The 24,472-nt window shown below is 72.3% G+C and carries 27 protein-coding genes; 18 read left to right on the forward strand and 9 right to left on the reverse strand.

Features of this window, described 5'->3' with window-relative positions; all coding sequences use genetic code 11:
* Positions 1 to 30: 30 nt before the first annotated feature.
* Positions 31 to 2,613 (forward strand): LuxR C-terminal-related transcriptional regulator, encoded by a 2,583-nt coding sequence (locus ABD091_RS18055; RefSeq protein WP_343921204.1) that lies wholly within the window; start codon positions 31 to 33, stop codon positions 2,611 to 2,613.
* Here the strand turns inward: ABD091_RS18055 and ABD091_RS18060 are convergent.
* Positions 2,582 to 3,424 carry a YhjD/YihY/BrkB family envelope integrity protein gene (locus ABD091_RS18060; protein ID WP_343921206.1) on the reverse strand — a complete coding sequence of 281 codons (843 nt, stop codon included), beginning with the start codon at positions 3,422 to 3,424 and terminating at the stop codon, positions 2,582 to 2,584. The two genes, ABD091_RS18055 and ABD091_RS18060, sit on opposite strands and share 32 nt — an antisense overlap.
* Complete coding sequence (locus ABD091_RS18065) at positions 3,421 to 4,575, reverse strand: hypothetical protein (protein ID WP_343921208.1); 1,155 nt, start codon at positions 4,573 to 4,575, stop codon at positions 3,421 to 3,423. Before ABD091_RS18065 ends, ABD091_RS18060 begins: the two co-directional genes overlap by 4 nt.
* An 87-nt stretch (positions 4,576 to 4,662) precedes the next feature.
* On the opposite strand from ABD091_RS18065, the gene ABD091_RS18070 reads away from it, so the two are divergent.
* From ABD091_RS18070 to ABD091_RS18100, 7 genes are all read left to right on the forward strand, one after another.
* Positions 4,663 to 5,754 carry an AI-2E family transporter gene (locus ABD091_RS18070; protein ID WP_343921210.1) on the forward strand — a complete coding sequence of 364 codons (1,092 nt, stop codon included), beginning with the start codon at positions 4,663 to 4,665 and terminating at the stop codon, positions 5,752 to 5,754.
* Between the two features lie 61 nt (positions 5,755 to 5,815).
* Positions 5,816 to 6,052 (forward strand): hypothetical protein, encoded by a 237-nt coding sequence (locus ABD091_RS18075; RefSeq protein WP_343921212.1) that lies wholly within the window; start codon positions 5,816 to 5,818, stop codon positions 6,050 to 6,052.
* Between the two features lie 103 nt (positions 6,053 to 6,155).
* Positions 6,156 to 6,716 carry an HdeD family acid-resistance protein gene (locus ABD091_RS18080; RefSeq protein ID WP_343921214.1) on the forward strand — a complete coding sequence of 187 codons (561 nt, stop codon included), beginning with the start codon at positions 6,156 to 6,158 and terminating at the stop codon, positions 6,714 to 6,716.
* An 18-nt stretch (positions 6,717 to 6,734) separates the two neighbouring features.
* The gene (locus tag ABD091_RS18085; protein ID WP_343921216.1) at positions 6,735 to 7,226 is read left to right on the forward strand and encodes a DUF1269 domain-containing protein; all 492 of its coding nucleotides are present in this window, start codon (positions 6,735 to 6,737) and stop codon (positions 7,224 to 7,226) included.
* Between the two features lie 10 nt (positions 7,227 to 7,236).
* The gene (locus ABD091_RS18090; RefSeq protein WP_343921218.1) at positions 7,237 to 7,653 is read left to right on the forward strand and encodes a DUF6325 family protein; all 417 of its coding nucleotides are present in this window, start codon (positions 7,237 to 7,239) and stop codon (positions 7,651 to 7,653) included.
* 10 nt (positions 7,654 to 7,663) lie between these two features.
* Positions 7,664 to 7,969, forward strand: coding sequence for an SHOCT domain-containing protein (locus ABD091_RS18095; protein WP_343921220.1), 306 nt, complete (start codon positions 7,664 to 7,666; stop codon positions 7,967 to 7,969).
* Positions 7,970 to 8,156: 187 nt separating this feature from the next.
* Positions 8,157 to 9,215 (forward strand): phytase, encoded by a 1,059-nt coding sequence (locus ABD091_RS18100; protein WP_343921222.1) that lies wholly within the window; start codon positions 8,157 to 8,159, stop codon positions 9,213 to 9,215.
* 170 nt (positions 9,216 to 9,385) lie between these two features.
* Here the strand turns inward: ABD091_RS18100 and ABD091_RS18105 are convergent, their stop codons facing one another.
* The gene (locus tag ABD091_RS18105; protein WP_343921224.1) at positions 9,386 to 9,823 is read right to left on the reverse strand and encodes a ferritin-like domain-containing protein; all 438 of its coding nucleotides are present in this window, start codon (positions 9,821 to 9,823) and stop codon (positions 9,386 to 9,388) included.
* Positions 9,824 to 10,362: 539 nt separating this feature from the next.
* On the opposite strand from ABD091_RS18105, the gene ABD091_RS18110 reads away from it, so the two are divergent.
* The gene (locus ABD091_RS18110; RefSeq protein WP_343921226.1) at positions 10,363 to 11,061 is read left to right on the forward strand and encodes a ZIP family metal transporter; all 699 of its coding nucleotides are present in this window, start codon (positions 10,363 to 10,365) and stop codon (positions 11,059 to 11,061) included.
* A 15-nt stretch (positions 11,062 to 11,076) separates the two neighbouring features.
* Here the strand turns inward: ABD091_RS18110 and ABD091_RS18115 are convergent, their stop codons facing one another.
* Positions 11,077 to 11,817, reverse strand: a complete 741-nt coding sequence (locus tag ABD091_RS18115) for a GAF domain-containing protein (RefSeq protein ID WP_343921228.1) — start codon at positions 11,815 to 11,817, stop codon at positions 11,077 to 11,079.
* A 118-nt stretch (positions 11,818 to 11,935) separates the two neighbouring features.
* Here ABD091_RS18115 and ABD091_RS18120 point away from each other — a divergent pair, with 118 nt between their 5' ends.
* Together ABD091_RS18120 and ABD091_RS18125 are read left to right on the forward strand one after the other, a co-directional pair.
* Positions 11,936 to 12,268, forward strand: coding sequence for a DUF3140 domain-containing protein (locus tag ABD091_RS18120; RefSeq protein WP_343921230.1), 333 nt, complete (start codon positions 11,936 to 11,938; stop codon positions 12,266 to 12,268).
* An 18-nt stretch (positions 12,269 to 12,286) separates the two neighbouring features.
* Positions 12,287 to 12,988: a DUF4396 domain-containing protein gene (locus tag ABD091_RS18125; RefSeq protein ID WP_343921232.1), complete on the forward strand. Its 702-nt coding sequence runs from the start codon at positions 12,287 to 12,289 to the stop codon at positions 12,986 to 12,988.
* Between the two features lie 73 nt (positions 12,989 to 13,061).
* Here ABD091_RS18125 and ABD091_RS18130 read toward each other — a convergent pair whose 3' ends face one another.
* Complete coding sequence (locus ABD091_RS18130; protein ID WP_343921234.1) at positions 13,062 to 13,535, reverse strand: DUF6328 family protein; 474 nt, start codon at positions 13,533 to 13,535, stop codon at positions 13,062 to 13,064.
* Positions 13,536 to 13,709: 174 nt separating this feature from the next.
* On the reverse strand, positions 13,710 to 15,512 hold the full coding sequence (locus ABD091_RS18135) for a thiamine pyrophosphate-requiring protein (protein ID WP_343921236.1): 1,803 nt from the start codon (positions 15,510 to 15,512) through the stop codon (positions 13,710 to 13,712).
* A 187-nt stretch (positions 15,513 to 15,699) separates the two neighbouring features.
* Between ABD091_RS18135 and ABD091_RS18140 the strand changes: the two genes are divergently transcribed.
* Entirely contained in the window at positions 15,700 to 16,389 is a 690-nt protein-coding gene (locus ABD091_RS18140) for a hypothetical protein (RefSeq protein ID WP_343921238.1), read from the forward strand.
* Here ABD091_RS18140 and ABD091_RS18145 read toward each other — a convergent pair.
* The 3 genes from ABD091_RS18145 to ABD091_RS18155 all read right to left on the reverse strand — a co-directional run bounded on the left by ABD091_RS18145 (position 16,319) and on the right by ABD091_RS18155 (position 19,114).
* The gene (locus ABD091_RS18145; RefSeq protein WP_343921240.1) at positions 16,319 to 16,957 is read right to left on the reverse strand and encodes a GAF and ANTAR domain-containing protein; all 639 of its coding nucleotides are present in this window, start codon (positions 16,955 to 16,957) and stop codon (positions 16,319 to 16,321) included. The genes ABD091_RS18140 and ABD091_RS18145 overlap by 71 nt on opposite strands.
* Positions 16,958 to 17,025: 68 nt before the next feature.
* Positions 17,026 to 17,865, reverse strand: coding sequence for an SDR family oxidoreductase (locus ABD091_RS18150; RefSeq protein WP_343921242.1), 840 nt, complete (start codon positions 17,863 to 17,865; stop codon positions 17,026 to 17,028).
* A gap of 70 nt (positions 17,866 to 17,935) precedes the next feature.
* The gene (locus ABD091_RS18155) at positions 17,936 to 19,114 is read right to left on the reverse strand and encodes a cation:proton antiporter domain-containing protein (RefSeq protein ID WP_343921244.1); all 1,179 of its coding nucleotides are present in this window, start codon (positions 19,112 to 19,114) and stop codon (positions 17,936 to 17,938) included.
* Between the two features lie 92 nt (positions 19,115 to 19,206).
* On the opposite strand from ABD091_RS18155, the gene ABD091_RS18160 reads away from it, so the two are divergent.
* From ABD091_RS18160 to ABD091_RS18185, 6 genes are all read left to right on the forward strand, one after another.
* A complete protein-coding gene (locus tag ABD091_RS18160; RefSeq protein WP_343921246.1) occupies positions 19,207 to 20,364 on the forward strand; it encodes a glutathione-independent formaldehyde dehydrogenase in 1,158 nt (385 codons plus the stop codon).
* Entirely contained in the window at positions 20,361 to 20,987 is a 627-nt protein-coding gene (locus tag ABD091_RS18165; RefSeq protein ID WP_343921248.1) for an endonuclease, read from the forward strand. Before ABD091_RS18160 ends, ABD091_RS18165 begins: the two co-directional genes overlap by 4 nt.
* A gap of 65 nt (positions 20,988 to 21,052) precedes the next feature.
* Positions 21,053 to 21,427 (forward strand): hypothetical protein, encoded by a 375-nt coding sequence (locus ABD091_RS18170; protein ID WP_343921250.1) that lies wholly within the window; start codon positions 21,053 to 21,055, stop codon positions 21,425 to 21,427.
* A gap of 8 nt (positions 21,428 to 21,435) precedes the next feature.
* A complete protein-coding gene (locus ABD091_RS18175; RefSeq protein ID WP_343921252.1) occupies positions 21,436 to 21,858 on the forward strand; it encodes an SRPBCC family protein in 423 nt (140 codons plus the stop codon).
* Positions 21,855 to 23,435, forward strand: coding sequence for a phytoene desaturase family protein (locus ABD091_RS18180; protein ID WP_343921254.1), 1,581 nt, complete (start codon positions 21,855 to 21,857; stop codon positions 23,433 to 23,435). The genes ABD091_RS18175 and ABD091_RS18180 overlap by 4 nt, the downstream gene beginning before the upstream one ends.
* 205 nt (positions 23,436 to 23,640) lie before the next feature.
* The gene (locus ABD091_RS18185) at positions 23,641 to 24,456 is read left to right on the forward strand and encodes a sigma-70 family RNA polymerase sigma factor (RefSeq protein ID WP_343921256.1); all 816 of its coding nucleotides are present in this window, start codon (positions 23,641 to 23,643) and stop codon (positions 24,454 to 24,456) included.
* The last annotated feature ends 16 nt before the right edge of the window (positions 24,457 to 24,472 follow it).

Genomic DNA, 24,472 nt, shown 5'->3' on the forward strand with positions numbered 1-24,472 from the left:
GCCGAGCGGGAGTCAGGATGCGGTTGACTGGTGCCCGACGATCCCCCCACCCGTTCGGAGGAGTGCATGCCGGCGTCCCAGGAGCTGGTGTCCGCGGGTGTCGTCGTGCGCCCGCGGCTCGTGGACCGGCTCGAGCGCCTCCGGGACCCCGACACCCAGGAGTCGGTGGTGCTGCTCGCGGCACCGCCCGGGTTCGGCAAGACCACCCTGGTGCGTTCGTGGGACCCGGAGCGCCACCGCGACGGTCGTCCCGTGGCGATCACCCACCTGCGAGGCGTCGGTGACAGCCGCCGCGAGCTCTGGCGGCGGGTGCTCGACGCGATCGCGGAGGTCGTCGACGGCCTCGTGGCCGAAGCCGTGCGCCGGCTGCCCGTGCCGGACCGGATCGGGCACGAGGACTTCGTGACCGAGCTCCTCGACGTCCTCGGCGGGGTCGAGCTGGTGCTGGTCCTCGACGACGTCCACGAGGCGACCGGGCGCCACGTCCTCGACGACCTCGACGCCCTGGTGTCCCGTGCTCCCGACTCGCTGCGACTGGTGCTGCTGAGCCGGACCAGACCGCCCCTCCCGTCCCTGGTCGACCGGCGGATCCGGGGCGAGGTCGACGTCGTGGGTGCCGCGGACCTCGCCTTCACGGCCGACGAGTGCGCCGCCTGCTCGCCGGGCCTGTCCGACGCCGACCAGGAGCACGTCTGGGAACGCACGGAGGGCTGGCCGGCCATGGCGCGGCTGATGGGTGGGGCGCTGGCCAGGGGCGGGGCGCTCGACGGACCCGGCTGGACCGCCGAGGACGGATTGGCCGACCGGCTCTTCGGGGAGTCGCTCCGGGCGCTCGACACGGTCACCCAGCACGTGCTGCTCCACTGCGCCGTGGCCGACCCTACGCCGCTGGACCTCCTGGTCTCGCTGACCGGGCGCGACGACGCCGGGGAGGTCGTGGCAGCAGTGGGAGGCTGGTCGGGCCTGCTCCGTGAGGTCGCCGATGCCGACACCCCCGCCTACCGGCTCCACCCGATCCTCCGGGCCCATCTGCACGCCGAGCTGCTCCACCGCGACGCGCCGGCGGCTCGCTCGGCCGACCGGACGTGCGCGGCCTGGTTCGCCTCTCGCGGCGACGGTCTGCGGGCGGTCGAGCACGCCGCGGCGTCGCAGTCGCTCGGGGTCCTCGAGCGCACCCTGGCGGCCGTGGGGTTGGGACTCGTGGCCGACGGCCAGGCCGGACCCCTCGTGCGCGTGCTCGGCCGGCGGCTCCTCCGGGGACAGACCGGCCCCTGGACCGCGGCGGTGGGAGCCGTCGCGCTCGCCGACCTCGGCAGGGTGAGCGAGGCCGCGACCCTCCACGAGCTCCACCCACCGGCCGACGACCCCGAGCTCGCCGCCGCCCAGGCCGCGGTCGGGGCACTGCTCCGCCGACGTCGGGGCCGACCGCTCGCCGAGGCGACGGAGGTCGGTGAGGGGGTCACGCTCGACACCCAGATGACGCTCGCCCTCCAGCGGGGGGCCGAGCTCCTCCGCGCGGGGCGGGCCGACGAGGCTGCCCCTCTCCTGGCCAGGGCGGTCGAGGTCGCGGAGGGACGTGCCCACGTCGCCGCGCTGGTGGAGGCCCTGGCGCTGCAGGCGGCGTGCGACTCGGTCTCCGGCGCGTTCCCGGTCATGCGGCAGCGTCTGGTCCGGGCACGTCGGGCCGCCGAGGTCGGCGGCTGGACCGGCTCGCCCAGGGCGGCGCTGATGAAGATGCTCGAGGGCTGGCTCGCCTACCTCGAGCTCGACGACGTCCGTGCGCGCACGCTCAGCGCCCGCGCGCTCGAGCTGCTCGACCCCGAGGACGACCCCTCGACGGTGGCCGCGGTCCGCAACCTGGCCCTGGGCGTGGCCGAGGGGGCGGCCGCGCTCGACACCCAGTGGATGCACGAGAGCTGGCGCCCTGACTCCGGGGTTCTGCTGGCCCCCGACCTGGTGGCCGGTGTGGCGCTGGCCGACGCCCAGCTGTGCCTCCACACCGGGCGCACGGACCGGCTGCGCGAGACGGTGCAGGCGCTGGTGGAGCGGTGCGGTGACGTCGCGGAGACACACCTGGCTGCTGCCTACCTCGCCGCAGCGCGCGACCGCCCGGCGCAGGCCGCGGAGACCCTGGCCCCGGTGCTGCGCGACGAGCTCCCGCGTACGTGGGGGCTGACCCTGCTCGACGCCCGTGTCCTCGCCGCGCGCCTGGCCCTGGCCCAGGACCGTCACTACCAGGCGCTGTCGGAGGTGCGGCTGGCGCTCGACCTCGCGGTCGAGCTCGACACCCCGCGGAGCCTGCTCACCGTGGGCCCGGCGGGACTCGGCCTGCTGGCCGAGGCGCGGGGGTCCTGGGGCAGCGCCGAGGGCCTCGTGGAGCGTGTCCTCTCCCACGTCGCCACGCTCCGCGCGCCGGCGACGGTCCAGCTGACCGACCGCGAGGTCGACGTGCTGCGCGAGCTCCCGACGCTCCGGACCGTGGAGGAGATCGCCGGCACGATGGTGATCTCGGTGAACACGCTCAAGACCCACCTGCGCAGCATCTACCGCAAGCTCGGGGTGTCCTCGCGCCGGGAGGCCGTCAGCGAGGCCAGGCGGGCCGGTCTGCTCTGAGCTCGACCAGCATCCGGCTGGCCCAGGCGCCGGTGACGGCGCTGGCGACGGCGACGAAGGCGATCACCACCAGCCACGACACCAGGGCCACGGCGACCCCGAACACGCCGTACCTCGCCGCGTCGCGCTCGATGAGCATCGGGACGTAGATGCTCCCGGCCCACCCGGTCAGCACCTGGGTCACGGCGCCCAGCACGGCGCCCGGGAGGCAGTCCCACCAGCTGACACGGAGGTTGAGGAGCAGGCGCGTGAGCACCCACCAGCACGGGATCGCCACCAGGAGCTGGAGTGGCACGGCCAGCAGCGGACCCCCCGGCAGGTCGGAGGAGACCCCGGTCACGAACGCGACGATCGCGATGCTCGCGATCAGCGTGCCGGTGCCGAGCGCCCCTCGGAGGGCGCGACGGGATCCCCGGTGGGGGAGGCGCCAGGCCGCCTCGAAGGTCCGCTGGAGCGCCCGTCCGAAGGAGTTGACCGAGATCAGCAGGATCAGGAGGCCGAGCAGGGTGGTGCCACCGGAGGGACTCGGTGGTCGCGAGAACAGGGTCCGGGCGGCGTCGGCCGACTCGCCCGAGAGCTCGAAGCGGGCGATGAGCCACGAGGCGACCTCCGTCCCGCCGGTGGAGCCGATCCAGCTCGCGACGACGATGAGGAGCGGGACGAGGGCGATGAACGCCTGACCGGCCAGCGTGAGGGCGCGGTCGCGGAGCTGGACCTCGCGCAGGGCGACGAAGAGCTGTCCGAGCGGGGTGTCGACGAGCTCGTCGTAGAGCTGCCGGGCGCGCAGCGTCCACGCGTGGCGCCGGCTCACCGGCTCCACGGTGCCGCCCGTGCGACGACCGCCCCGAGCACGGCGACGCCCACGAGCACCACGAGCGCGGCCGGCCCGGGGTCGGGCAGCAGCAGCACGAGCAGGACGGCGAGGCCGGCGACGGCGGCACCCACCCACCCCGACTCGGGGTGGCTGGTGAGCGACTCCCACGCGCGCCGCCAGGTGTCGGTGGCCGACCCCCGCAGACGTCGGGCGCGCGCCCCGGGACCGGTCACCAGGGCGACCACGGCCACGAGGGCCATGACCAGGACGCCGAGCCGGAGCAGGGTCCGGAGCCGGGAGGCGACCACCTCCAGCACCGCGGCAGCCGCGTCCGGCGGCGTGCCGGCGGGGAGCCCGGCGAGGACCTGCTCCCGGGCGGCGGACAGCCCCACGGCGAGGAGGAGCAAGCCCGCGACCGCGCCGCCCGCCCACCGGACGACGGCCCGGCGCCGGTCCCGGGCGAGCAGCACTCCGGCGACCGCCAGGGCCACGCACAGCAGCGGGAGCAGCAGCCCCCAGCGTCGCAACAGGGCGTAGCCCGTCTCCGCCCGGTCGAGCTGTTCCACCGACCCGATCGGGAAGGCCGCGTCGGCGACCTCGATCCGCTCCGCCCCGGGGACGCCGGCGTCCACGAGCTGTTGACGCAGGGTCTCCAGCAGCGTCGAGAGCGGCACGCTGACGGTCTGGTCGGGTCCGAGCTCGACGAGGTCGCTGTCGCCCTCGAGCACGGCCACCAGCTCCTCGTGGGCGACCTCGTTGGAGGCGGCCCAGGAGTCGGAGAAGGCCTCGGTCCCGACCAGGGTGTGTGCTGCGCGGGACACCCTCTCCTCGACGCGGTCGCGCAGGGGCTCGGCCAGCAGGGTGAGGGCCTGCGCCAGCTCCGGGGGCACGCCGCGGCCCTCGAGCTCGTCGGCGGCGCGCGGGAGCAGGTCGGCGTCGTCGAGCCGGGTGACGACCCGCTCCGTCAGCAGGTCGGCGACCGCGGCCTGCACCTCCGGTCGGTCCGCGAGCGGGGCGACCGTGGCGACGTAGTCGTCGGTCTCGGTCAGGGTCGTGCGCAGCCACCATCCGGTGACTGACAGCGGCACGAGCAGCGCGGCCAGGACCAGGCAGGTCGCCGAGCAGGCAGCGCGCCAGTCGGGTCTCACCGTCCCGAGGGTAGGGGAGCGCCCGGGCTGCGGCCTTCACCCGAGCCGGGTGAGGGCACCGCGACACGAAGGCACCACTCTGGGCGGGTGTCCACCTCCGACGTCAGCCGCCTGGCCGCCCCGTCGGGCCTCCCGCGCGGCGTCCTGATCATGCTCGGCCTGGCCGCGACGACGGTGACGGTCGCCGGTCTGCGCGCGGTCTCCGACCTCCTGGGACCGGTGCTGCTGGCGGTGGTCCTCAGCATCGCGTCCGCACCGATCCGCACCCGGCTCGAGCGGCGCGGCGTCCCCCGCTGGGTGGGGGCGCTGCTCTCGATCCTGGCCGTCTACGTCGTCCTCCTGCTGGTCACGGTCTCGCTGGTCGTGGCGGCGGCCCGATTCGCATCGTTGGTCCCCGACTACCAGGACGAGCTCGCCCGACTGCTCTCGTCGATCACGGGGCGGCTGGCGGACTACGGCGTCGGCAGCGAGCAGGCGCGGGCGGTGGTCGAATCCTTCGACCTCGGCCGGCTGGCCAGCCTGGTGACGGGGGTGCTGGCGAGCCTGGCGTCGCTGGTCACCGACCTCGCGTTCATCGTCACCCTGGTCCTCTTCCTCTGCCTGGACGCCGGTTCCTTCGGGCGGCACCTCGACAGCGTCCGGAGCAGCCGTCCCGCCATCGTGGAGGCGCTGGAGTCCTTCGCCACCGGGACCCGCACCTACCTGCTGGTCTCGACCGCCTTCGGTCTGGTCGTGGCGGTCATCGACACCCTGCTGCTCTCCCTCCTCGACGTGCCCGGGGCGCTCCTCTGGGGCCTGTTGGCGTTCATCACCAACTACATCCCGAACATCGGCTTCGTGCTCGGTCTCGTCCCCCCGGCGGTCCTCGCGCTCCTCGAGGGCGGTCCCGGCCTGATGCTGAGCGTCGTCGTCGCCTACTCGGTCATCAACGTCGTCATCCAGTCGGTGATCCAGCCGAAGATGGTCGGTGACGCCGTCGGGCTCTCCGCGAGCGTCACCTTCCTCTCACTGATCGTCTGGGCCTGGATCCTCGGGCCGTTGGGGGCGGTGCTCGCCGTGCCGATGTCGCTGCTCGTCCGCGCCGTGTTCGTCGACGTCGACCCCGAGACCCGGTGGATCGGGGGCCTGATCGGGTCGGGACCGCCGCCCCCGTCGGAGCAGGTCACCCGCGAGGGATGACGTGCCGGCGTCCGTGCGGGTCCACAGTGGGCACGCACGCATCCCGCAGGAGGAGGTGGACATGGGTGAGGCCGTCGGTGCTCGCGAGCACAGCTCGTGGCGCTACGAGTTCCTGCTCGGCGTACGCGTGTCGGACACGGTCCGCGCCGCCTTCCCCGAGCTCCAGTCGGTGCCCGGCCCGGCCGGGGGCACCGTGTTCTTCGGGCTCGTCGAGGACGACGCCCACCTCCACGGACTGCTCGCGCGGTTCCAGACGCTCGGGCTGACCGTGCTCGAGATGCGCCGCCTCCCGGACTGACCGCGACATCTCACCCGGCACGGGCGAGGCCGCCGCCGTGCCGACTGCCGAGAATCGGGGGGCGCCCGAGGACTGAGGGCTGCCCGACCCAGAGGAGTCACCCATGACCGACGTCACCGCACCATCCGGCCCCGCGTTCGCGATGAAGCGCACCAAGGGCGACATCGTGCTCGGCGCGCTGCTGGTGCTGTCCGCGATCATCATCCTCGGGCACGTCGTGCTCGCCACGGCCGTGTCCGTGCTCTTCATCGGATGGACCGCACTGATCAGCGGCATCGTCGCCCTCGCCGTGTCGATCTTCGCCATCGGCAAGGAGGGCTTCTGGACCGGCCTGCTCGCGGGCGGCATGCTCACCGTCCTCGGCCTGGTGATGGTGCGCAACCCCGGGCTCGCCGCCCTCAGCCTGACCATCGTCGCCGGAGCGACGTTCCTCGCCTCCGGCGTGGCCCGGCTCTCGGCTGCGATGCACGACAAAGAGGCGCGCGCGGCCCTGCTCCTCGGCGGCGGTGTCTCGACCCTGCTCGGCCTGATGATCCTGTTCAACCTCTTCAGCGCGACCCTGGGCCTGCTCGGCGTCATGCTCGGGGTCCAGGTGCTCGCCGAGGGGCTGTCGATGATGCTGGCGGGACGGTTGCGGGCCGTCCACGAGCCGGCCGCGGCCTGAGCCGGGGGAGACACACCCATGGCCACGCTGACGGTCTGGAAGTTCGCCACTGCCGAGGGCGCTGACGACGCCGTCCGGACACTCGCGAACCTGACCAGCCAACAGCTGATCTCGGTCCACGACGCCGCGACCGCCTCCTGGCCGGTCGGCAAGAAGAAGCCGCGCACCCGGCAGGCCAACGACCTCACGGCGTCCGGCGCCCTCGGAGGAGCCTTCTGGGGGCTGCTGTTCGGCATGATCTTCTTCGTCCCACTGCTCGGCGCGGCCGTGGGCGCGGCCTCCGGTGCCCTGTCGGGTGCCTTGTCGGACGCCGGCATCGACGACGGCTTCGTCAACCGGGTCCGGGACCAGCTGACGGAGGGCACCTCGGCCCTCTTCCTGCTGTCGTCCGACGCGGTCGTCGACCGGGTCAAGGACGCCTTCGCGGGTCAGGAGATGGAGCTGATCAGCACCAACCTGTCCCACGACGAGGAGGCGGCCCTCCGTGCCGCCTTCGCGGACGAGGACTGAGGAGGACGTCATGAACCGTGGTCCGATCGAGGTCCTGCTGCTGGCCTACCCGCCGGACGTCGCGTCCGCCGACCTGCTCGCCCAGCTGCGGGAGCCGGTCACGGCCGGCCAGCTGCGCATCGTCGACCTCGTGCTGGTGGGGACGGACGGCGCGGGTGACCGCACCTTCCACGACCTCGAGGACGGTGCTTCGGAGGCACTGGCCTCCGGGCTCGACATCGATGCCCACACGCTGCTCAACGAGGAGGACGTCGAGTCGCTCGCCAGTGCCCTCGACCCCGGTCAGAACGGTGCCGTGGTGGTGGTCGAGCACCTGTGGGCGTCGGGATTCGCCGCCGGGCTTCGCGGCCTCGGAGCCGAGCTGGCGCTGCACGTACGGGTTCCCGCCGACGAGGCCGAGGCCGCCTTCGCGGCCTCCGAGAGCTGAGGAGACGACCATGATGGGCAGGATGGGCAGGCCCGGCCTGCTGGGCACCATGGCCAGGACCGCGGTCATCGCGGGCACGGCCAACGCGACGACGAACGCGATGAACCGCCGTGCGGCGGCGCGGCAGCAGCCCGCCCCGACGGCCTACGTGCAGGAGTCGGCAGCTCCGGCCCCTCCGCCGCCTCCGCCCCCTGCCGCGCCTCCCACCGGCGGGGACGACCTCGTCGACCAGCTCCAGCGCCTCGGCGCGCTCCACGAGTCGGGCGTGCTGTCGGACGCGGAGTTCGCGGAGGCCAAGGCGCGCCTGCTGGGCTGAGCGGGCCGAACGTCCCGATCAGCCTCATCGCGGGCCTCGCGCGCCAGCGGCGGGGACTGTAGGGCCCGATCTCCCGTCGCATCGAGCCAGCCGGGCAACGTCCCCACAATTGGTCATACCGGCGCGCCAGCGGCCTGTGCTTGTCTGAGAACCGGACTCGGGGCGGAGCACTGGACGGGAGCACGCAATGGTCCTCACCCCCAGGTTCGGCACCGGGCTCCTGGCCTGCGCGCTGGCCGTCGCCGTCGTCACCCCAGCCCGGGCAGCCCCGGTCGACACGGTCGACGTCCCCTCCGTCGTCGAGACGGTGCCCACCGGCGTACGGGGCGACACGGCCGACGACCCTGCCGTCTGGGTGAACCCCGACGACCCTGCCGGCTCGCTGGTCATCACCAACGAGAAGAAGGTCGGCCGGCTCTCGGTCTTCGACCTCGACGGCGAGCTGGTGCAGCGGATCACCGGCCCGAAGACGTTCTTCGGCAACGTCGACGTCCGTGGCGACTACGTGATCGCGGCCCACTCCGGGATCCTCGTCTACCGGGTCACCGACACCCCGGAGGGGCCGCGCCTGATCTTCGCCAGGGAGGCGACAGGCAACGTCAGCACGGCCGGTGAGGGGCTGTGCTTCTACGACCCTGGCGCTCCCGGAGTGGCCGATGGGCTCTTCGCCGTCAACATCCACCGCCCGAACTTCCGGGTCAGGGTCCACCCGCTCACCGACGGTGACGCCGACGGACTCCTGACCCTGGGGCGGCCGGTTCGCGACTTCTACCTGGGCAGCGAGGGCGAGGGGTGCGAGGTCGACGATGCCACGGGCGCCCTCTACGTCTCCGAGGAGGACGTCGGCATCTGGCGCTACGACCTGACGGCGCCGACCGGCCTGGTCCCGCCGCGGGTCTCCTTCGCCACGATCGGCGAGCAGCTCTCGGCCGACGTGGAAGGGCTGGCCCTCGCCGGAGGCGTGCTCTACGCCTCGGCCCAGAACGTGGCCGCGCCGCAACGCAACTGGATCGTCCGCTACGACGCCGCGACGGGGGACTACCTCGGCAGTGCTCGCGTGTCGAACGGCACCGTCTCCGACGACTGCGACCAGACCGACGGTCTCGAAGCCGTCGAGGGCTACTTCAACGAGAACTTCCCCGACGGGATCTTCGTCTGCCAGGACGGCTTCAACGATCTCCCGGGCAGCTCCGGCACCCAGAACTTCAAGTACGCCCCGCTGCACCTGCTCGACGGCGTCCCGTAAGCCTGTGCGGGTCGACCCACGCGGTCAGCCGGGTGTGCAGGCGGCCTCGGTCCGGGAATCTCCCGGCCGAGGTCGCCTGTCTTGCCGGATCGCCGCGCGGCTCGACGCCTTGGAGGCGGGTCGCGAACCGCCCACGTGACGCCCGGCCGAGGGCCGGGAGGTGCCCGTCGTCAGCTCTGGAGCGCCTTCACCTCGTCACGGGCGCTCACGATCGCTGCGTGCTGGCGGGAGACCACCTGCCGGAACCCGTCGCTCAGGTCCTGCTCGAGGGCGTCCTCGTACTCCGAGACCGCGTGGTCCTCGCCGCTCGCAGCGGCGCCCAGGACGGCGTCGGCGTCGTCGCCCGTCACGGCATCCTTCAGGGAGAGCCAGCCCCGGTGCAGGGCAGCCGTGGCGGAGCCGCTCTCGTCCACGTCGTCCCCGTAGTCGTGGCCCATCTCGACGATCTCGCGACGGAACCCGGCGCGCTGCTCGGAGAGGCGCTGCAGGGTGTCAGCCCACTGGGCGCGGTCGCTGTCACGCACCTTCTCCGCGGCGGTGGCGAAACCACGCTCGCCGTCCTTGAGCGTCTCGACCAGTTCCTTGGCAGCCTTCTTGTCGTCCGACATGATGCGCTCCTCCGTGCTCGATGTACGTGCGGCGGGCGTGCTTCCTGCCCACCCGATCGACCGTACCCAGCACCGACCGGCCGTGGCGCCACCCCTACGTGTGGGGCCGAGCTCGTGCCCACGACGACGGCCCGGGGTGGCGAACGGCCCCCGCGGAGGGTCCGAGGGACTCCTCCGCGGGGGCCGCGCGTTTGTTCAGGTCAGGGCCTGTTTCGACCCTGTCCGTCAGATGTCGTAGTAGCAGCCGAGCCATGGTGCAGTCGCTTTCGTCAAGACGCGTTTGTGCAGGTCAAAGGCACAATCCGTCCACGGTAGCGCTCAGGGATGGGCCGTCGGTAGGGGTGGAATGGGGCCTGGTCTGGGGGAAATGTGGGGGAATCGCGACGGCGAGGGTCGGAGATCCTGACCTCGATGACCAGCCTGGTGCTGGGGTCGCGTCAGCTCCAGTTGTCGGGCGGCGCACGGCCGGAGGTCTCGGCCCGGGGCAGGGGCCCTTGCGGGGGTGGTCGGCCGCACGACACCACCGGACACTGGGCAGCGTGTTCCTGACGATTGTGGTGGTGCTCGTGGTCTCGGGCGCCCTCGTGGCCGGGGCCGCGTGGGGCGTGTTCGGTCGGCCCTCCGACCGCGTCGAGGGGTTCGTCGTGGCCTTGGCCGGCGGCGCCCTCATGGTCTCGGCAGTCCTGGAGCTGGTCGAGCCGTCGACGAAGCAGGCCCCAGCCTGGTCGGTCTACGCCGTGGTGGTGCTCGGTGCACTGGTCTTCGTGCTGCTCGATCGAGCGATCGCGCGTCGGACCAGCAAGGACTCCGGGGGAGGGCTCTTGACGGCCATCACCTTGGACGGCGTTCCCGAGAACCTCGCCCTCGGCGTCGCCCTCATAGGCGCCGGTCCGCTGCAGGTCGCTGCGCTCTCGGGGTCGATCTTCCTGTCCAACCTGCCGGAGGCTGCGGGAGGTGCCCGTGACATGTCTTCGGGCGGGCACTCGCGCGGCAAGGTGATGGCGTTGTGGGTCGCCACGGCGGTCCTGCTGTCCTTAGCGGCGCTGGCGGGCAATCTCCTGCTGGCAGGAGTCCCCGAGAGTGCCTTGGCGCTGGTCCGGAGCTTCGCGGGCGGGGCGGTGGCCGCGTCGTTGGCGACCGAGGTGTTCCCCAAGGCCTTCCGCGAGGAGTCCTACCTGGCCGGCCTGGCTGCCACGCTGGGTCTCGTCGCAGCGATCGCGTTGGACCAACTCGGCTGAGTCGAGAGCAGCGGCTCAGTGACCGTCGGGCCGCCGGCCTATGTCCTCGGCCGTGGTGGTGCCGAGCATCAGGTCAGCGACGAGGGCCGAGAGGGTGCGCCCGGTGCGGAAGGCGTGCGCACGCATCAGCGCCAGGGCGTCGAGGGGGTGGCGATCGAGGTCCATGGCGACCTGTCGAACCGCGCCCGCGACCTGCGGCGGTGGCAGCGGCCCGTCTCGATCGTCTCGCAGACGATTCGCCGCCAGCGAGGCGAGCGCGTCGGCGAAGGCGACCAGAGCAGCGACGTCGTCGACACTGAACTCCCCAGGCCGTCGCCGGTACGCCGTGAACAGCCCGACGCACCTCGAGCCCACCACCAGAGGCAACGACGCCAGCGAACGAGCGGGACTCTCCACCACGGCGTCGGCGACGAGCGGCCATACCGACGTGGCCTCACACACGTCTGCGACCAGGCGGGGGACCCCGCTGTCGACGGCCTCCGGTCCCGGGCCCTGCCACAGCGTGAACTGGACCTCTTCCAGGTTCCGCGTGTGATGGTCGGTGCTGGCGAGTGCGAAACGTTCGTAGGCACCTGCCACCACGGAACAGGCAGCGCCGTCGGCCAGATCGCCTCGGACGACAGCCGTGCACACGAGCAGCTCCGGAGTCACGTCGGACGGGACGCGTGCCGAGTCCGCGGTCCAGCGGGTGTCGACGTCGTTGAGCTCGTCGGAGTTGGCGCTGCTCACTGGAGTCACCTCCGGGTCGTCGGGCACTCGCGCCTTCCGTTCCCGGTGGCGACCGAGTTGATGCACCGATCGACAGCACCGTGTCAACGACCCCCTCCTCGGGTACGGCGACGGTGTACCCCGCACCGGAAGAACGGAGGACGACGTGGCAGACAGCATCGTGACCGACGAGTTGTGGCAGGAGTTCCACGACGCGGTGAACATGAGCTCGCGCGAGCTGGCCGACTGGCTCCGTGAGCGAGGAGCAGGGATCGACACCGAGGAGGTCCCTGACCGGGCCGGCCCGGCCGTCGGCCGACAGGTGCTCGACATCCTCGGCCGCCGGCGCGTGGACGTGACGCGGGCTGATGCGATCGTCATGGCGGGCGTGGTGCAGCGCGTGCACGATCAGCGAGGAGCGGACGCCGTACCCCGTGCCGGGGACGCAGCTTGGCGGCACTCGCTCATGGACTTCGGCCACGACCCCCTGCGTGACTGAGGCGCACGGGGCAGCACGGTGACCGGGGGAACCCCGCCGGTCTGGCTCGTCACGATGGCCTGGACGGCACTGGCGGTGGCCGTGGTCAGCGCCGCGGTCATCGTGATCGACGTCCGTCGCTACCGGCAACAGATGCCGGTGATGGCGTGGGTCTGGCCGGTCACGGCCCTCTACACCGGGCCGCTCGGCATCTGGGCGTACCTCCGCTTCGGACGTCCTCACAGCCAACGGTGGAGCGAGGAGCGAGGAATGGCGGAACCGCCCCCGAAGCCACGTTGGGCGACCACGAGCGTCGGCGTCAGCCACTGCGGCGCCGGCTGCACGCTCGGCGACATCATCGCCGGGACCACCATCTTCCTCCTGGGCATCACCCTGCTGGGCAAGGCACTGTGGGCCGAGCTGGTGGGTGACTACCTCCTGGCGGTCGCGCTCGGCCTGGTCTTCCAGTACTTCGCGATCGCGCCAGCACGCGGGCTCGGACTCCGGGACGGGCTGGTCGCTGCCGCGAAGGCCGACATCCTGTCGCTGACCGCGTTCGAGGTCGGCCTGTTCGCCTGGATGGTCTTCCAAGCGCTCGTCCTCTTCCCCGAGCCAGATCCGGTCCGACCTGACAGCCCGGTCTACTGGTTCGGGATGCAGGTCGGCATGTGCCTGGGCTTCGTGACGGCCTACCCCGTCAACGCCTGGCTGATCAGCCGTGGAGTCAAGGAGGCGATGTGAGGCTCCACCAGGTTCCCGGCTGCACCCCGACCGCTCGGGCGTCGGGTCGTCGTCGACCGATGGACCCCGAGCCTCACTGCAGCCTCGTTGCTCGTCTGAGCAGTGCTGCCGGGACCACGACGAGGAGCACCACCAGCGACACGGTTGCGGTTGTCGCGACCACCGCGGCGGCGACCCATCCGACGGTGACGCTGAAGACCAGCGTGAGGATGCCGACGAGTAGCACACCCAGTAGCGCCGCGACGGTCTGGCTCAGGGCGTGCCCGATCGCGACCACGTGGTCCTTCACGAGCTCGCCGAACAGACGGCGGTGCACCACGATCGGCACGAGCGTGATCCCGACGGCCAGCGCCGCGACCACGACCGTGGCCAGGTAGAGCCGCACCTGCCAGGCGTCGAGCTGGTCGAAGCGCGCGCTGAAGGGCAGTGTCAGCAGGAACCCGGCGAGCAGCTGGACGCCCGTCTGGATGACGCGAAGCTCCTGGAGGATGTCCTGCCAGTTGCGGTCGAGACGTTCCGACGTCCGCTCGTCACGCGCGTACGCCACGATGCACGCCTTCGACCTCGGCGCGGGGACGGCCGCAACCCATCCGCCCACGATAGCCACGGACGAGAGGTCGTCCACCCACCCCGCGGTGTGGTGATCGACCCCCGCGATTCGCTGTGCGGGAGAGGCTGGGCGGCATCAGTGAGCTCGGGCTGTGTGTTCTCCCGGTCGTCTTCAGTCCCTCGTGGGGTGGTGCATGCCCGGCACCAGCTCCTGGGCCTTGGTCTTGATTCCCTGCTTGATGACGCCCCAACGTGAGGCATCGCCCTTCATCAGCGCTTGGGCAACAGCTGCCATCTGCTCGAGGTCGGAGTGGGGCGGGATGGGCGGGACGTCAGCGTCGCAGTGGACGTCGAGGACGAAGGGACGGTCAGCCGCGAGCGCTGTGCGCCACGCGTGGGCGAGGTCGTCGGGATCGGTGACGGTCATCGCAGCGAGGCCGACGGACTCCGCGAACCCGGCGTAGGAGACGTCGGGGAGCGCCTGCGACTCCACGAAGGAGGGCGTACCCCCCATGGCCCGCAGCTCCCAGGTGACCTGGTTGAGGTCGTGGTTGTGGAGGACGGCGACCACCAGCCGCGGGTCGTCCCACTCGCGCCAGTAGCGGGCGATCGTCAGGAGCTCGGCCATGCCGTTCATCTGCATCGCGCCGTCGCCCTCGAAGGCGACCGCCGGGCGGTCAGGGTGGGCGAACTTGGCGCCGATGGCATAGGGCACCGCCGGTCCCATGGTGGCCAGGGTCCCGGACAACGAGCCGCGCATGCGGCCGCGCATCCGGACATGGCGGGCATACCAGTTCGCCGCCGAGCCGCTGTCGGCGGTCACGATCACGTCGTCGGGCGCCTGCTCGGAGAACTCGCTGAAAACGCGCATCGGGTTGACCGGGTCTGCGGAGACCTGGGCCTCCGCATCCATGACGTCCCACCATCGCGCGACGTCTGACTCGACCTTCTCCCGCCACGACCGGTCTTCCTGTCGCCGCAGGAGGGGGAGGAGGGCCCGCAGGGTCCGGCGGGCGTCTCCCACGAGGTTCACCTCGTAGGGGTAGCGCATCCCGATCATGCTGCCGTCGAGGTCGATCTGCACGGCACGCGCCTGGCCGTAGTCGGGGAGGAACTGTGAGTAGGGGAAGCTCGACCCGACGGTGAGCAGGGTGTCGCAGTCGCGCATGAGCTCGTAGCTCGGGCGGGTCCCGAGCAGGCCGATGGCCCCGGTCACGAAGGGCAGCTCGTCGGAGAGGACGTCCTTGCCGAGGAGAGCCTTGGCGACGCCTGCCCCGAGGAGGGCTGCGAGCTCCTGAACCTCCTCGTGTGCGCCGCGCGCACCCTGGCCGACGAGCACGGCCACCTTGCTGCCGGCGTTGAGCACGTCGGCCGCCGCCCGGAGGGCGTCGCCGTCGGGGTCGACCTCGGGCCAGCTGATGCCCAGGCTGGACGGGACCATCTTGAACTCGTGGCCCGGTGGCTCGTAGGCGAGCTCCTGCACGTCGTTGGGAACGATGACCGCCGTGGGTGCTCGGCGCGTCATGGCGGTGCGAATCGCCCGGTCGAGCACGTTGGGCAGCTGCTGCGGGACGGTGACCATCTGCACGTAGTCGCTGGCGACGTCCTTGAAGAGGCTGAGCAGGTCCACCTCCTGCTGGTAGCTGCCCCCGATCGCCGAGCGGTTGGTCTGCCCCACGATGGCCACGACCGGCACGTGGTCGAGCTTGGCGTCGTAGAGCCCGTTGAGCAGGTGGATGGCCCCGGGGCCGGACGTGGCCAAGCAGATGCCGGGCCCGTCGCCGAACTTGGCCTCGCCCACCGCCTCGAACGCCGACATCTCCTCGTGGCGCGACTGGATGAAGCGAGGGTCGTCGTCGGCGCGGGAGAAGGCGCCGAGGATGCCGTTGATCCCGTCGCCCGGATAGCCGTAGACCCGCGCGACTCCCCATTCGCGCAGGCGGGACAGCAGGTGATCGGCGACGGTGGTCCTCACGGGGTTCCCCTCGGGTGTCGGGTGCAGGCCAGACGACCGTTCCCGTTCGGCTGGCTGGCATGCGCGCATGGGGTGCGTAGGAGAGGGAACGGGTCTCGGCATGATCCCCGACTTTCTTGCGCGCCGAAGCCATCGAGTGCACCCACGATGGGTCTGGGGCGGTGTGCTTGCTGCGACGGTCGGCCTCGTGGCCCTCGGCGCGGGCATCGCGCTGCAGTCGCTCTCGGTCTCCGTGGCGGGAGCCGTCGTGCTCGTCGGTGGCGGAGTGGCGAGCTTGCTGGGCGGGATCATGTACGACGCGGGCAGCGGTGCCGACCCTGCGGACGAGGTCGAGCAGGTGCGCGAGAACGACGTTCACGAGGGCACCTACCCGGGGGAGACGATCGATGACGAGGCGGCGCGTCGGGACGCCGCCGAGACCGCCCACGCCACGCGGGCGCGGCTCGAGGCGGGGCCGGTCACCAGGCCGGCCGTCGGGCCGGCGGCGGGCTGGATCCTCTTCGGGCTCGCGGCTTTCGTGGTGCTGAGCCAGCCGTGGTTCATCGACAACTCGGCCGTGGGACGTGACACCGCGCTGCGGGACGGCGGGTTCGCCGTCGTCGTCGGTCTGGTCGGGGTATGGGTCGCCAACGCGTCCGGTCGTCACCGGGTGGCGTTGCTGGTGTCCACGGTCGCCGGCCTCGGTCTCGTCGCATCCGGACTGCTGGCGGAGCACGCCTGGCCACGCACGGCCGGTCTCGAGGTGGCTGTGGGCGTGCTCGTCACCGGCGTCTCGCTGGCGGGACTGGCCCGCCCGGGTCCTACGCTCAACGCCGGCCGTCATCGAGGTCGGCGGGCGCGCTCCGCCCACTCGTCAGGTCGCCGGCGACCTGCATGACGGTGCGTCCCGTGCGGAAGGCGTAGGCGCGCAACATCGACAAGGCATCCTCGGCGTCAAGCTGATGGTGGGCCATGACCCTGCCGACAGCGACGCCGACCTGAGGTCTGGGCAGAGGCCCATCCCTGTCGGCGTCGATCCGTCCCAGGGCGAGCGTGGCCACGGCGTCGGCGAACGCGACGAGCGAGGCGACGTCCGACGGGGCGAACCGGCCCGGCCGCCGGCGGTACGCGGTGAAGAGCCCGACCGGCCCCACAGGGGTGAGCAGAGGCAGCGCGACCATCCCCCGGACGGGTGAGCCCGCGAGTGCGTCGCCCAGGAGCGGCCACTGCCTGCTGTCCCGCACATCAGCCACCCACCGGGGTACGCCGCGGTCGACGGCCTCTGGCCCCGGGCCCTCCCACAACGTGAACTGGACCTCGTCAAGACGGCGCGCGTGGGCGTCGGTGTGTGCCATAGGGTAGCGCTCGTCAGGACCGAGCAGGACCGAGCTGGTGCAGCCGTCGACCAGGTCGCCGCGCACCAACGCGGTGCAGACGAGGAGCTCGGGCGTGACGTCCTCGCGCACGCTGTCCGAGTCGCCTGTCAGGCGGTCGTCCCAGTCCTGGCCGGGTGCGGCCCGGCCATCCGGCCGGTTCACAGGACCGGTCGTCCTCCGGTGACCTCGATCCGTGACCCAGACATGTAGCTCCCGGCGCCGGAGGCCAGCAGAACGTAGGCGCCGGCGAGCTCGGCGGGCTGCCCGGCGCGGCCCAAGGGGGTGTCGTCACCAAACGCCTCCACCTTGTCCGGTGGCATCGTCGCGGGGATCAGCGGCGTCCAGATCGGGCCGGGGGCCACGCTGTTCACGCGGATGCCGCGCGGCCCGAGCATCTGGGCGAGGCTGGCGCAGAGGTTGGCGATCGCCGCTTTGGTGCACGCATAGGGCGCCAGGTCGGGGGAGGGGGCGTCGGAGTTGACCGACGAGCTGCCGATGATCGACGACCCTGGGCCGAGGTGGGGCAGCGACGCCTTGACCAGGTGGAACATCGCGGACAGGTTGGTCGCCAGGGTGTGGTCCCACTCCTCGTCGCTGACGTCCTCGAGGTTCGGTCGGTTCATCTGGTAGGCCGCGTTGCTGACGAGCACATCGAGCTGCCCGAACTCGGTGACCGTGCGTTCGACGACTTCGCGGCAGTGCGCGGGGTCGGCAAGGTCGCCGGGCAGCAGCAGCGCGGACCGGTCCGCACCCCGCACGTGCTCTGCGGTCACCTCGGCGTCGCCGTGCTCGGAAAGGTAGGAGATCGCGACGTCGGCTCCTTCGCGGGCGTAGGCGATGGCGACCGCGCGGCCGATGCCGCTGTCGCCGCCGGTCACGAGCGCGACCTTGCCCTCGAGGAGCCCGGAGCCACGGTAGCTCTCCTCACCGCAGTCGGGTACCGGTTCCATCGCCGCCTGCATCCCGGGAACGTCCTGCTGCTGCCTCGCCTGGGGCATGCGTGCACTCCTTCCAGCTGGTCTGGTCTGGTGTCGTTGTCCGAGGGCTTCGTGCCCACTCGGGCGCGATTCACCCCTGACGGGCCTCGGCACGCTGCAAGCGGGCAGAGAGGGGCACGTCGAGCGTGCTGTGGGCCACGACGGACACCAGCACGCTGACCGTGGCCAGCGCGAACACCTCCTCCGCGTGCTCCATCCCGCTCAGCAGGACGATCACCGCGTAGGCCACGCTGGCAAATCCCTTCGGCCCGAACCAGGACAGACCCATCCGCTGGGCGACAGGGAGCCCGGCGCCCGCGGTGGCCGGCCACATGGCCAGGGGGCGGGAGACAGGGACGACCAGCAGCGCGAACATCACCCCGACCACTCCCGCCGTGACGAACAGGGTTGGGTCGAGCAGGGTCGCGAAGGCGAGCAGTGCTGCGCCCTTGACCAGCTCGCTCACGAGCTCGCCCGTGGGACGGAAGGCTTCGGACGACGACGGGCGGAGCGTGGCGACGGTGGAGCCGGCGCAGAAGGCCGCGAGGAACTGGTTGGCCGACACCAGGTCACACACCCCCCAGAGGATGACCGCCACGGCGAGCGGACCCAGCGGCCGCAGCCGCTCGACAGCACCGACCCCGGGCACCTTCAACAGCAGGACGACGGCGGCCGGTACCGCGACACCGAGCGCGACACCCAGGACCACCTCGAGAAGCAGCATGAGGGGATCGGTGGTCCATCCCTCGGGGCGGCCGCCGGCCAGACCCGCCAGCAGGAGAACCGCGGGGAGCGCCAGCCCGTCGTTGAGCCCGCTCTCGACGTTGAGCGTGCGACGTACCTCGGCTGGCACCTCGTCGCGGCCCACCAGTGCGGAGGCGAAGACCGGGTCGGTGGGCGCCAGGAGCGCGCCGAGGACGGCGGCTGCCAGCCACGGCAGCCCGACCAGGTAGTGGGCGGACACGGCGACGAGCGCGAACGTGAGCGGAGTGGCGACGACGAGCGCCCGGCCTGCGGTCCGCCAACACCCGTGGATCACCGAGGCCGGTGCGTGCTGACCGTCGATGAACAGGATCGCGAAGAGCGCGATCTCGGCGGCCGTCTCGACCGCCTCGGGCGTGGTGTCGACGAGGTCGAGGGCCACGGGTCCGGCGACGAGGCCGACGCCGAGGAAGACCACAGTGGTGGAGAGCGGGCCGCGGTCCGCGAGCGACGAGACGAGCACGGCGAGCAGCAGGGCGAGTCCGAAGATCACGGCGAGGACGGTCATCTCGACACCGTCCCCGATTCGCGGCGGGTCATGCCGCGGCCCGGCCCGGGTACGTCCCCCGTGACCGCAGACCCGTCACCAGAGGAGGAACCATGAAGGCAGTCGTCTACCGGGGCGAGCGCGACCTCGCCGTCGAGAACGTCCCTGACGCACGCATCGAGAACCCGCTCGACGCAGTCGTACGGATCACCACGACCAACATCTGCGGCTCCGACCTGCACATGTACGAGGGGCGGGCCGGGGTCGAGGAGGGCAAGGTCCTGGGCCACGAGAACATGGGCGTGGTCGAGGAGGTCGGCGACGGCGTCCAGCACGTGCGCGTCGGCGACCGGGTGTCGGTCCCCTTCAACATTGGCTGCGGCACCTGCCGCTCCTGCAACGAGGGCTGGACATCCTTCTGCGAGCGCACCAACCCGATCGAGGGAATGCAGGGAGCGGCCTACGGCTACGCCAACATGGGACCGTACGCCGGCGGCCAGGCGGAATACCTGCGAGTGCCCTACGCCGACTTCAACCTGCTCCAGCTCCCGCCGGGCGAGGAGCACGAGAACGACTTCACGATGCTCTCCGACATCTTCCCGACGGGCTGGCACGGCGTGGAGCTGAGCCGGTTCGAGCCGGGGGACAGCGTGGCGGTCTTCGGAGCCGGTCCCGTGGGGCTGCTCGCGGCGCACTCCGCGCGGATCCGGGGTGCCGGCGAGGTCTTCGTGGTCGACCAGCACGCCGACCGGCTCGAGCTGGCTCGCCAGATCGACACCACGCCGATCGACTTCTCCGACGGCGACCCGGTCCAGCAGATCCTCGATGCGCGGGGGGGCGCCCCGGTGGACCGCGGCGTCGAGGCGGTCGGGTGGCAGGCCCACGACCCGAGTGGCCAGGAGCACCCCGAGCTGGTGCTCGACAACCTGGTCTCCGTCGTGAAGGCCCACGGCGGGCTCGGCGTCGTCGGGGTCTACGTCCCGCAGGACCCCGGTGCTCCGGACGAGCAGGCCGCCGACGGTCGGGTGGGCTTCGACTACGGCACCTTCTTCACGAAGGGCCAGCACATGGGCACCGGGCAGGCGCCGGTGAAGCGCTACAACCGGCAGCTGCGTGACCTCATCCTCGCCGGGGTCGCGACGCCGCACTTCCTGGTTTCCCACGAGCTCTCGCTCGAGGACGCGGTCGAGGGCTATGCGCAGTTCGACGAGCGGCGCGAGGGGTGGACCAAGGTGCTGCTGCGTCCCGATGGCGGTGTGGCCGCCGCATGAGTCACCGCGACCTCGTCGCGTCGGTGCTGGGCGAGCACGGCGGCACCTACGCCGAGCAGGCGGGCATCCGTCTCGCTGACAAGCCGTCGCCGCTGTTCCAGCTGCTGGTGTTGTCGACGCTGGCCTCGACGAGGATCGCCGCCGACATCGCCGCTGCCACGGCGGCTGAGCTGTGGGACTTCGGCTGGCGGACGCCGGAGCGGATGCTCGCCTCCACGTGGCAGGAACGCGTCGACGCGCTGGGGCGTGGGGGCTATCGCCGGTACGACGAGAGCACGGCCACGTCGCTCGCCGACACCTGCGAGCTGCTGCTCGACCGCCACCGCGGCGACCTCCGCCGGATTCGTCCCACCGGGCAGGAGGGCGAGGTCGATGCGCTGCTGGACGCGCTCCAGGGGTTCCCCCGGCTCGGGCCGGTGGGAGCCGCGATCTTCTGCCGGGAGGTACAGGTGGTCTGGCCCGAGGTGCGGCCGTTCTTCGACGACAAGGCGATCGGCGGCGCGCGCGCCGTGGGGCTGCCTGACGACCCGGCCACACTCGGCGCGCTCGTCGCGCCGACGAAGGTGGGCGAGCTCGCCGCGGCGCTGACGCGGGTCGGCATCGCCTCCTCCCGGCAGCGGTGAGCCGGCAGGCATGGACCGGTCCGCACCGGGTACCGGCTCCGACGACTCTCGACCAGGAGGTTTCCATGTCCGTGGCTTTGGTGCCCGTGCTGATCGCGCTGGCCGTCGTCGGCGTGCTGGGGACGGCTCTGGCCGCCCTTGCCCGGCGGCGGCGCATCCAGGTGGACGAGGCGGAGGGGCAACGACAGTCCCTGCGCTACCGGGTCGAGCCCGGCGAGGACCCCGCGAGCACGGTTGCCGCGCTGCACGCCGCCGGGTTCGACGCCGTGTCCGACGGGGACGTGGTCCTGGTCGTCGGCGACGCTGACCCCGAGCGGGACCGCAGCGAGGTGCGCGAGGTGCTGCGCAACGCACCCCTGAACACCCAGGGGGATCCCCGTCCCGCCGGTAGCGTGCGGTTCATGGACGAGCAGGGCGGACGGGGGGCCCGATCCGCATGAGCGTGACGATGACGACGCGGGCCAGCCGCGACCAGGTGTGGAGGGTGCTCAGCGACGGCTGGCTCTACCCCCTGTGGGTGGTCGGGGCGACCCGGATGAGGGACGTCGACGGGCACTGGCCCGAGCCGGGCGCCCGCCTCCACCACTCCGCAGGAGTGTGGCCTGCCGTGACCGACGACACCACGGAGGTGCTCGAGTCGCAACCGCGGGAGAGCCTGGTCCTCCGCGCCCGAGGCTGGCCAGCCGGCGAGGCCGAGGTCGTGGTGACCCTGGCGGACGAGGGAGAGGGCACCCGCATCGATCTTGAGGAGGACGCCGTGCGCGGGCCGGGCAGGCTCATGCCGGCACTCGCGCGTCGACCGCTGATCCACGTCCGCAACCGCGAGTCCCTGCGCCGCCTGGTCCTCCTGGCGGAGGGCCGCGCCAGGTGACCCACGACGCCGTGGTCGTCGGCGCCGGGCCCAACGGCCTGGTCGCGGCCAACCTGCTGGCCGACCGGGGCTGGTCGGTGCTGGTGCTCGAGGCCCAGCCCGACATCGGCGGCGCCGTGCGCTGGGACCGCGGCCTCCACCCGGACTTCGTGCACGACGTCTTCAGCTCCTTCTACCCGCTCGCCGCCGCTTCACCGACGATCCGGGACCTGGCGCTGGAGGAACACGGCCTGCGCTGGTCCCACGCACCCGCCGTGCTGGGGCACCCCCTCCCGGACGGTCGGTGGGCCCTGCTCCACCGCGACCGAGACACCACGGCACGGCTCCTCGACGAGGACATGCCGGGGGACGGCGAGGCGTGGCTCGACCTGTGCGATCGGTGGGACCGCGTCGCCCCGTCCCTGATCGGCGCCCTGCTCACCCCCTTCCCCCCGCTGAAGCACGGTGCGGGGCTGGCCCTCCGGCTGCGCCGGGCAGGCGGTCTCGACTTCGTGAGGACGCTCCTGACGCCGGCCCTGGTGCTCGGCGACTCCCGCTTCCGCGGTGACCTGCCCCGGCTGCTTCTCGCCGGCAACGCCGGGCACGCCGACATCCCCCTGGACGCGGCCGGGTCCGGGGCGATGGCGTTGCTCATGACGATGCTCGGCCAGACGGTCGGCTTCCCGGTGCCGGTCGGGGGCTCGGGCGAGCTCACGCAGTCGCTGGCACGGCGGCTCCGGGCCTTGGGTGGCGAGATCCGCTGCGACGCCGAGGTGACGGAAGTGGTGGTGGAGGCGCGCCGCGCCACGGGCGTGAGGACCCGCGACGGTGAACGTCACGACGCGAGCCGGGCCGTCGTGGCCGACGTCGTCGCCACCAAGCTCTACGGCGGGCTGGTGCCGCCGGCCGCGCTCCCGCAGCGCACCCTCGACGCCATGAGCCGCTTCCGCCTCGATGCGGCGACGGTCAAGGTCGACTGGGCGCTCGACGGTCCCGTCCCGTGGCAGTCGACGCCCGCGTGCTCACCGGGCACCGTCCACGTCGCCGACTCCGTCGAGGAGATGACCCTGGCGTGGAGCCAGGTGGCTGCCGGCCGGGTCCCCGAGCATCCGTTCCTGCTCGCCGGCCAGATGACCACCTCTGACGCCTCACGGTCGCCGGTCGGGACCGAGTCGGCCTGGGCGTACACCCACGTGCCGCAGCGCGTGGTCGCCGACGCCGGGGACGGCGGAATCCGGGGCCGGTGGGACGCCGACGACCTCGAGCGCATGGCCGACCGGGTCCAAGCGCGTCTCGAGCGCTTGGCGCCGGGGTTCTCCGCCCGTGTGGCCGGCCGGCGGGTGCTCGGGCCCCGCGAGCTCGAGGCGCGGAACGCGAACCTCGAGGGAGGCGCGATCAACGGCGGCACCGCACAGCTTCACCAGCAGCTCGTCTTCCGTCCCGTGCCGGGCCTCGGCCGTGCCGAGACACCCGTGCGAGGTCTGTTTCTCGCCTCGGCCTCGGCGCACCCGGGCGGCGGCGTCCACGGGGCACCGGGGAGCAACGCGGCTCGCGCTGCGCTAGCCCACGCCCGCCTGGGTCGGCTACGCCGGTCCTGAGGACCGGGAGGGCTCGCTGCTGAACCCTCCCGGCCGGACTGGGAGGCCGGCGCCGAGCCGCCGCCCCTGCGCCCGTACCCCGCCTCGGCCGGCGCATGTCGTCACCGGGACGGGTGGTTGCGAGACGAGCGCAACGATGATTGCGTGGAAGGACGTGGCCGAGCCATGCGCTGCGACCGTCCACTTTCGCGAGGAGGTGGTTGTTGTGACCCTCCCACGCAACGATCTCGAAAGCTCCACCCCTGATCTCACCCCGTCCGAGCGCAACGCAGAGACCGCGTGCCTCTTCGACGAGCTGGCCGCCCGGTGCAGCAGGCCCCGCCGGCAAGAGGTCCAGGAGCGGCTGGTCTGCCTCAACATGGGAGTCGCGCGCGACGTGGCACACCGGTACGAGGGCCGCGGTGTCGCCTCAGATGACCTCCATCAGGTCGCCTACCTCGGCCTGGTCAAGGCCGTTCGCCGATTCGACCCCGCGCGAGGCACCGTCTTCCTGGGATACGCCGTTCCCACCGTACGGGGCGAGGTCCGCCGCTGGTTCCGGGACGCGGGATGGATGGTCCGTCCCCCGCGATCGATCCAGGAGCTGCAGGCCCGGATCACGCGGGCCCGTTCCGAGCTCGCCCACGAGCTCGGACGTTCCCCGGAGCTCTCGGAGATCGCAGCCCACCTTGCCGAGGACCAAGGGGCGGTCGGCCGCGCCATGGCGGCCAACGGCTGCTTCTCCCCGAGCTCGCTGGACGCCGAGGAGGACGACGACGGCCAGGCGACTGCATTGGCCCAACGGCTGGGCGGCGCCGACCCCGGCTACGCCCGGGTCGAGGCACGGGTGACCCTGACCCCGCTGGTGTCCGGGCTCGACGACCGCGAGCGGCTGATGCTCCACATGCGCTTCGTGGACGGCGCCACCCAGCGCGAGATCGGCGCTGCACTGGGCGTGACCCAGACCCAGGTGTCCCGGCTCATGTCGGCCCTCCTGGCGCGCCTGCGTGGCGAGCTGGAGGGTGTCTCGGGAGCGGCGTGACCGATCTCGCGATCGG

This window comes from Nocardioides aestuarii (assembly GCF_039527245.1).
GTDB lineage: Bacteria > Actinomycetota > Actinomycetes > Propionibacteriales > Nocardioidaceae > Nocardioides > Nocardioides aestuarii.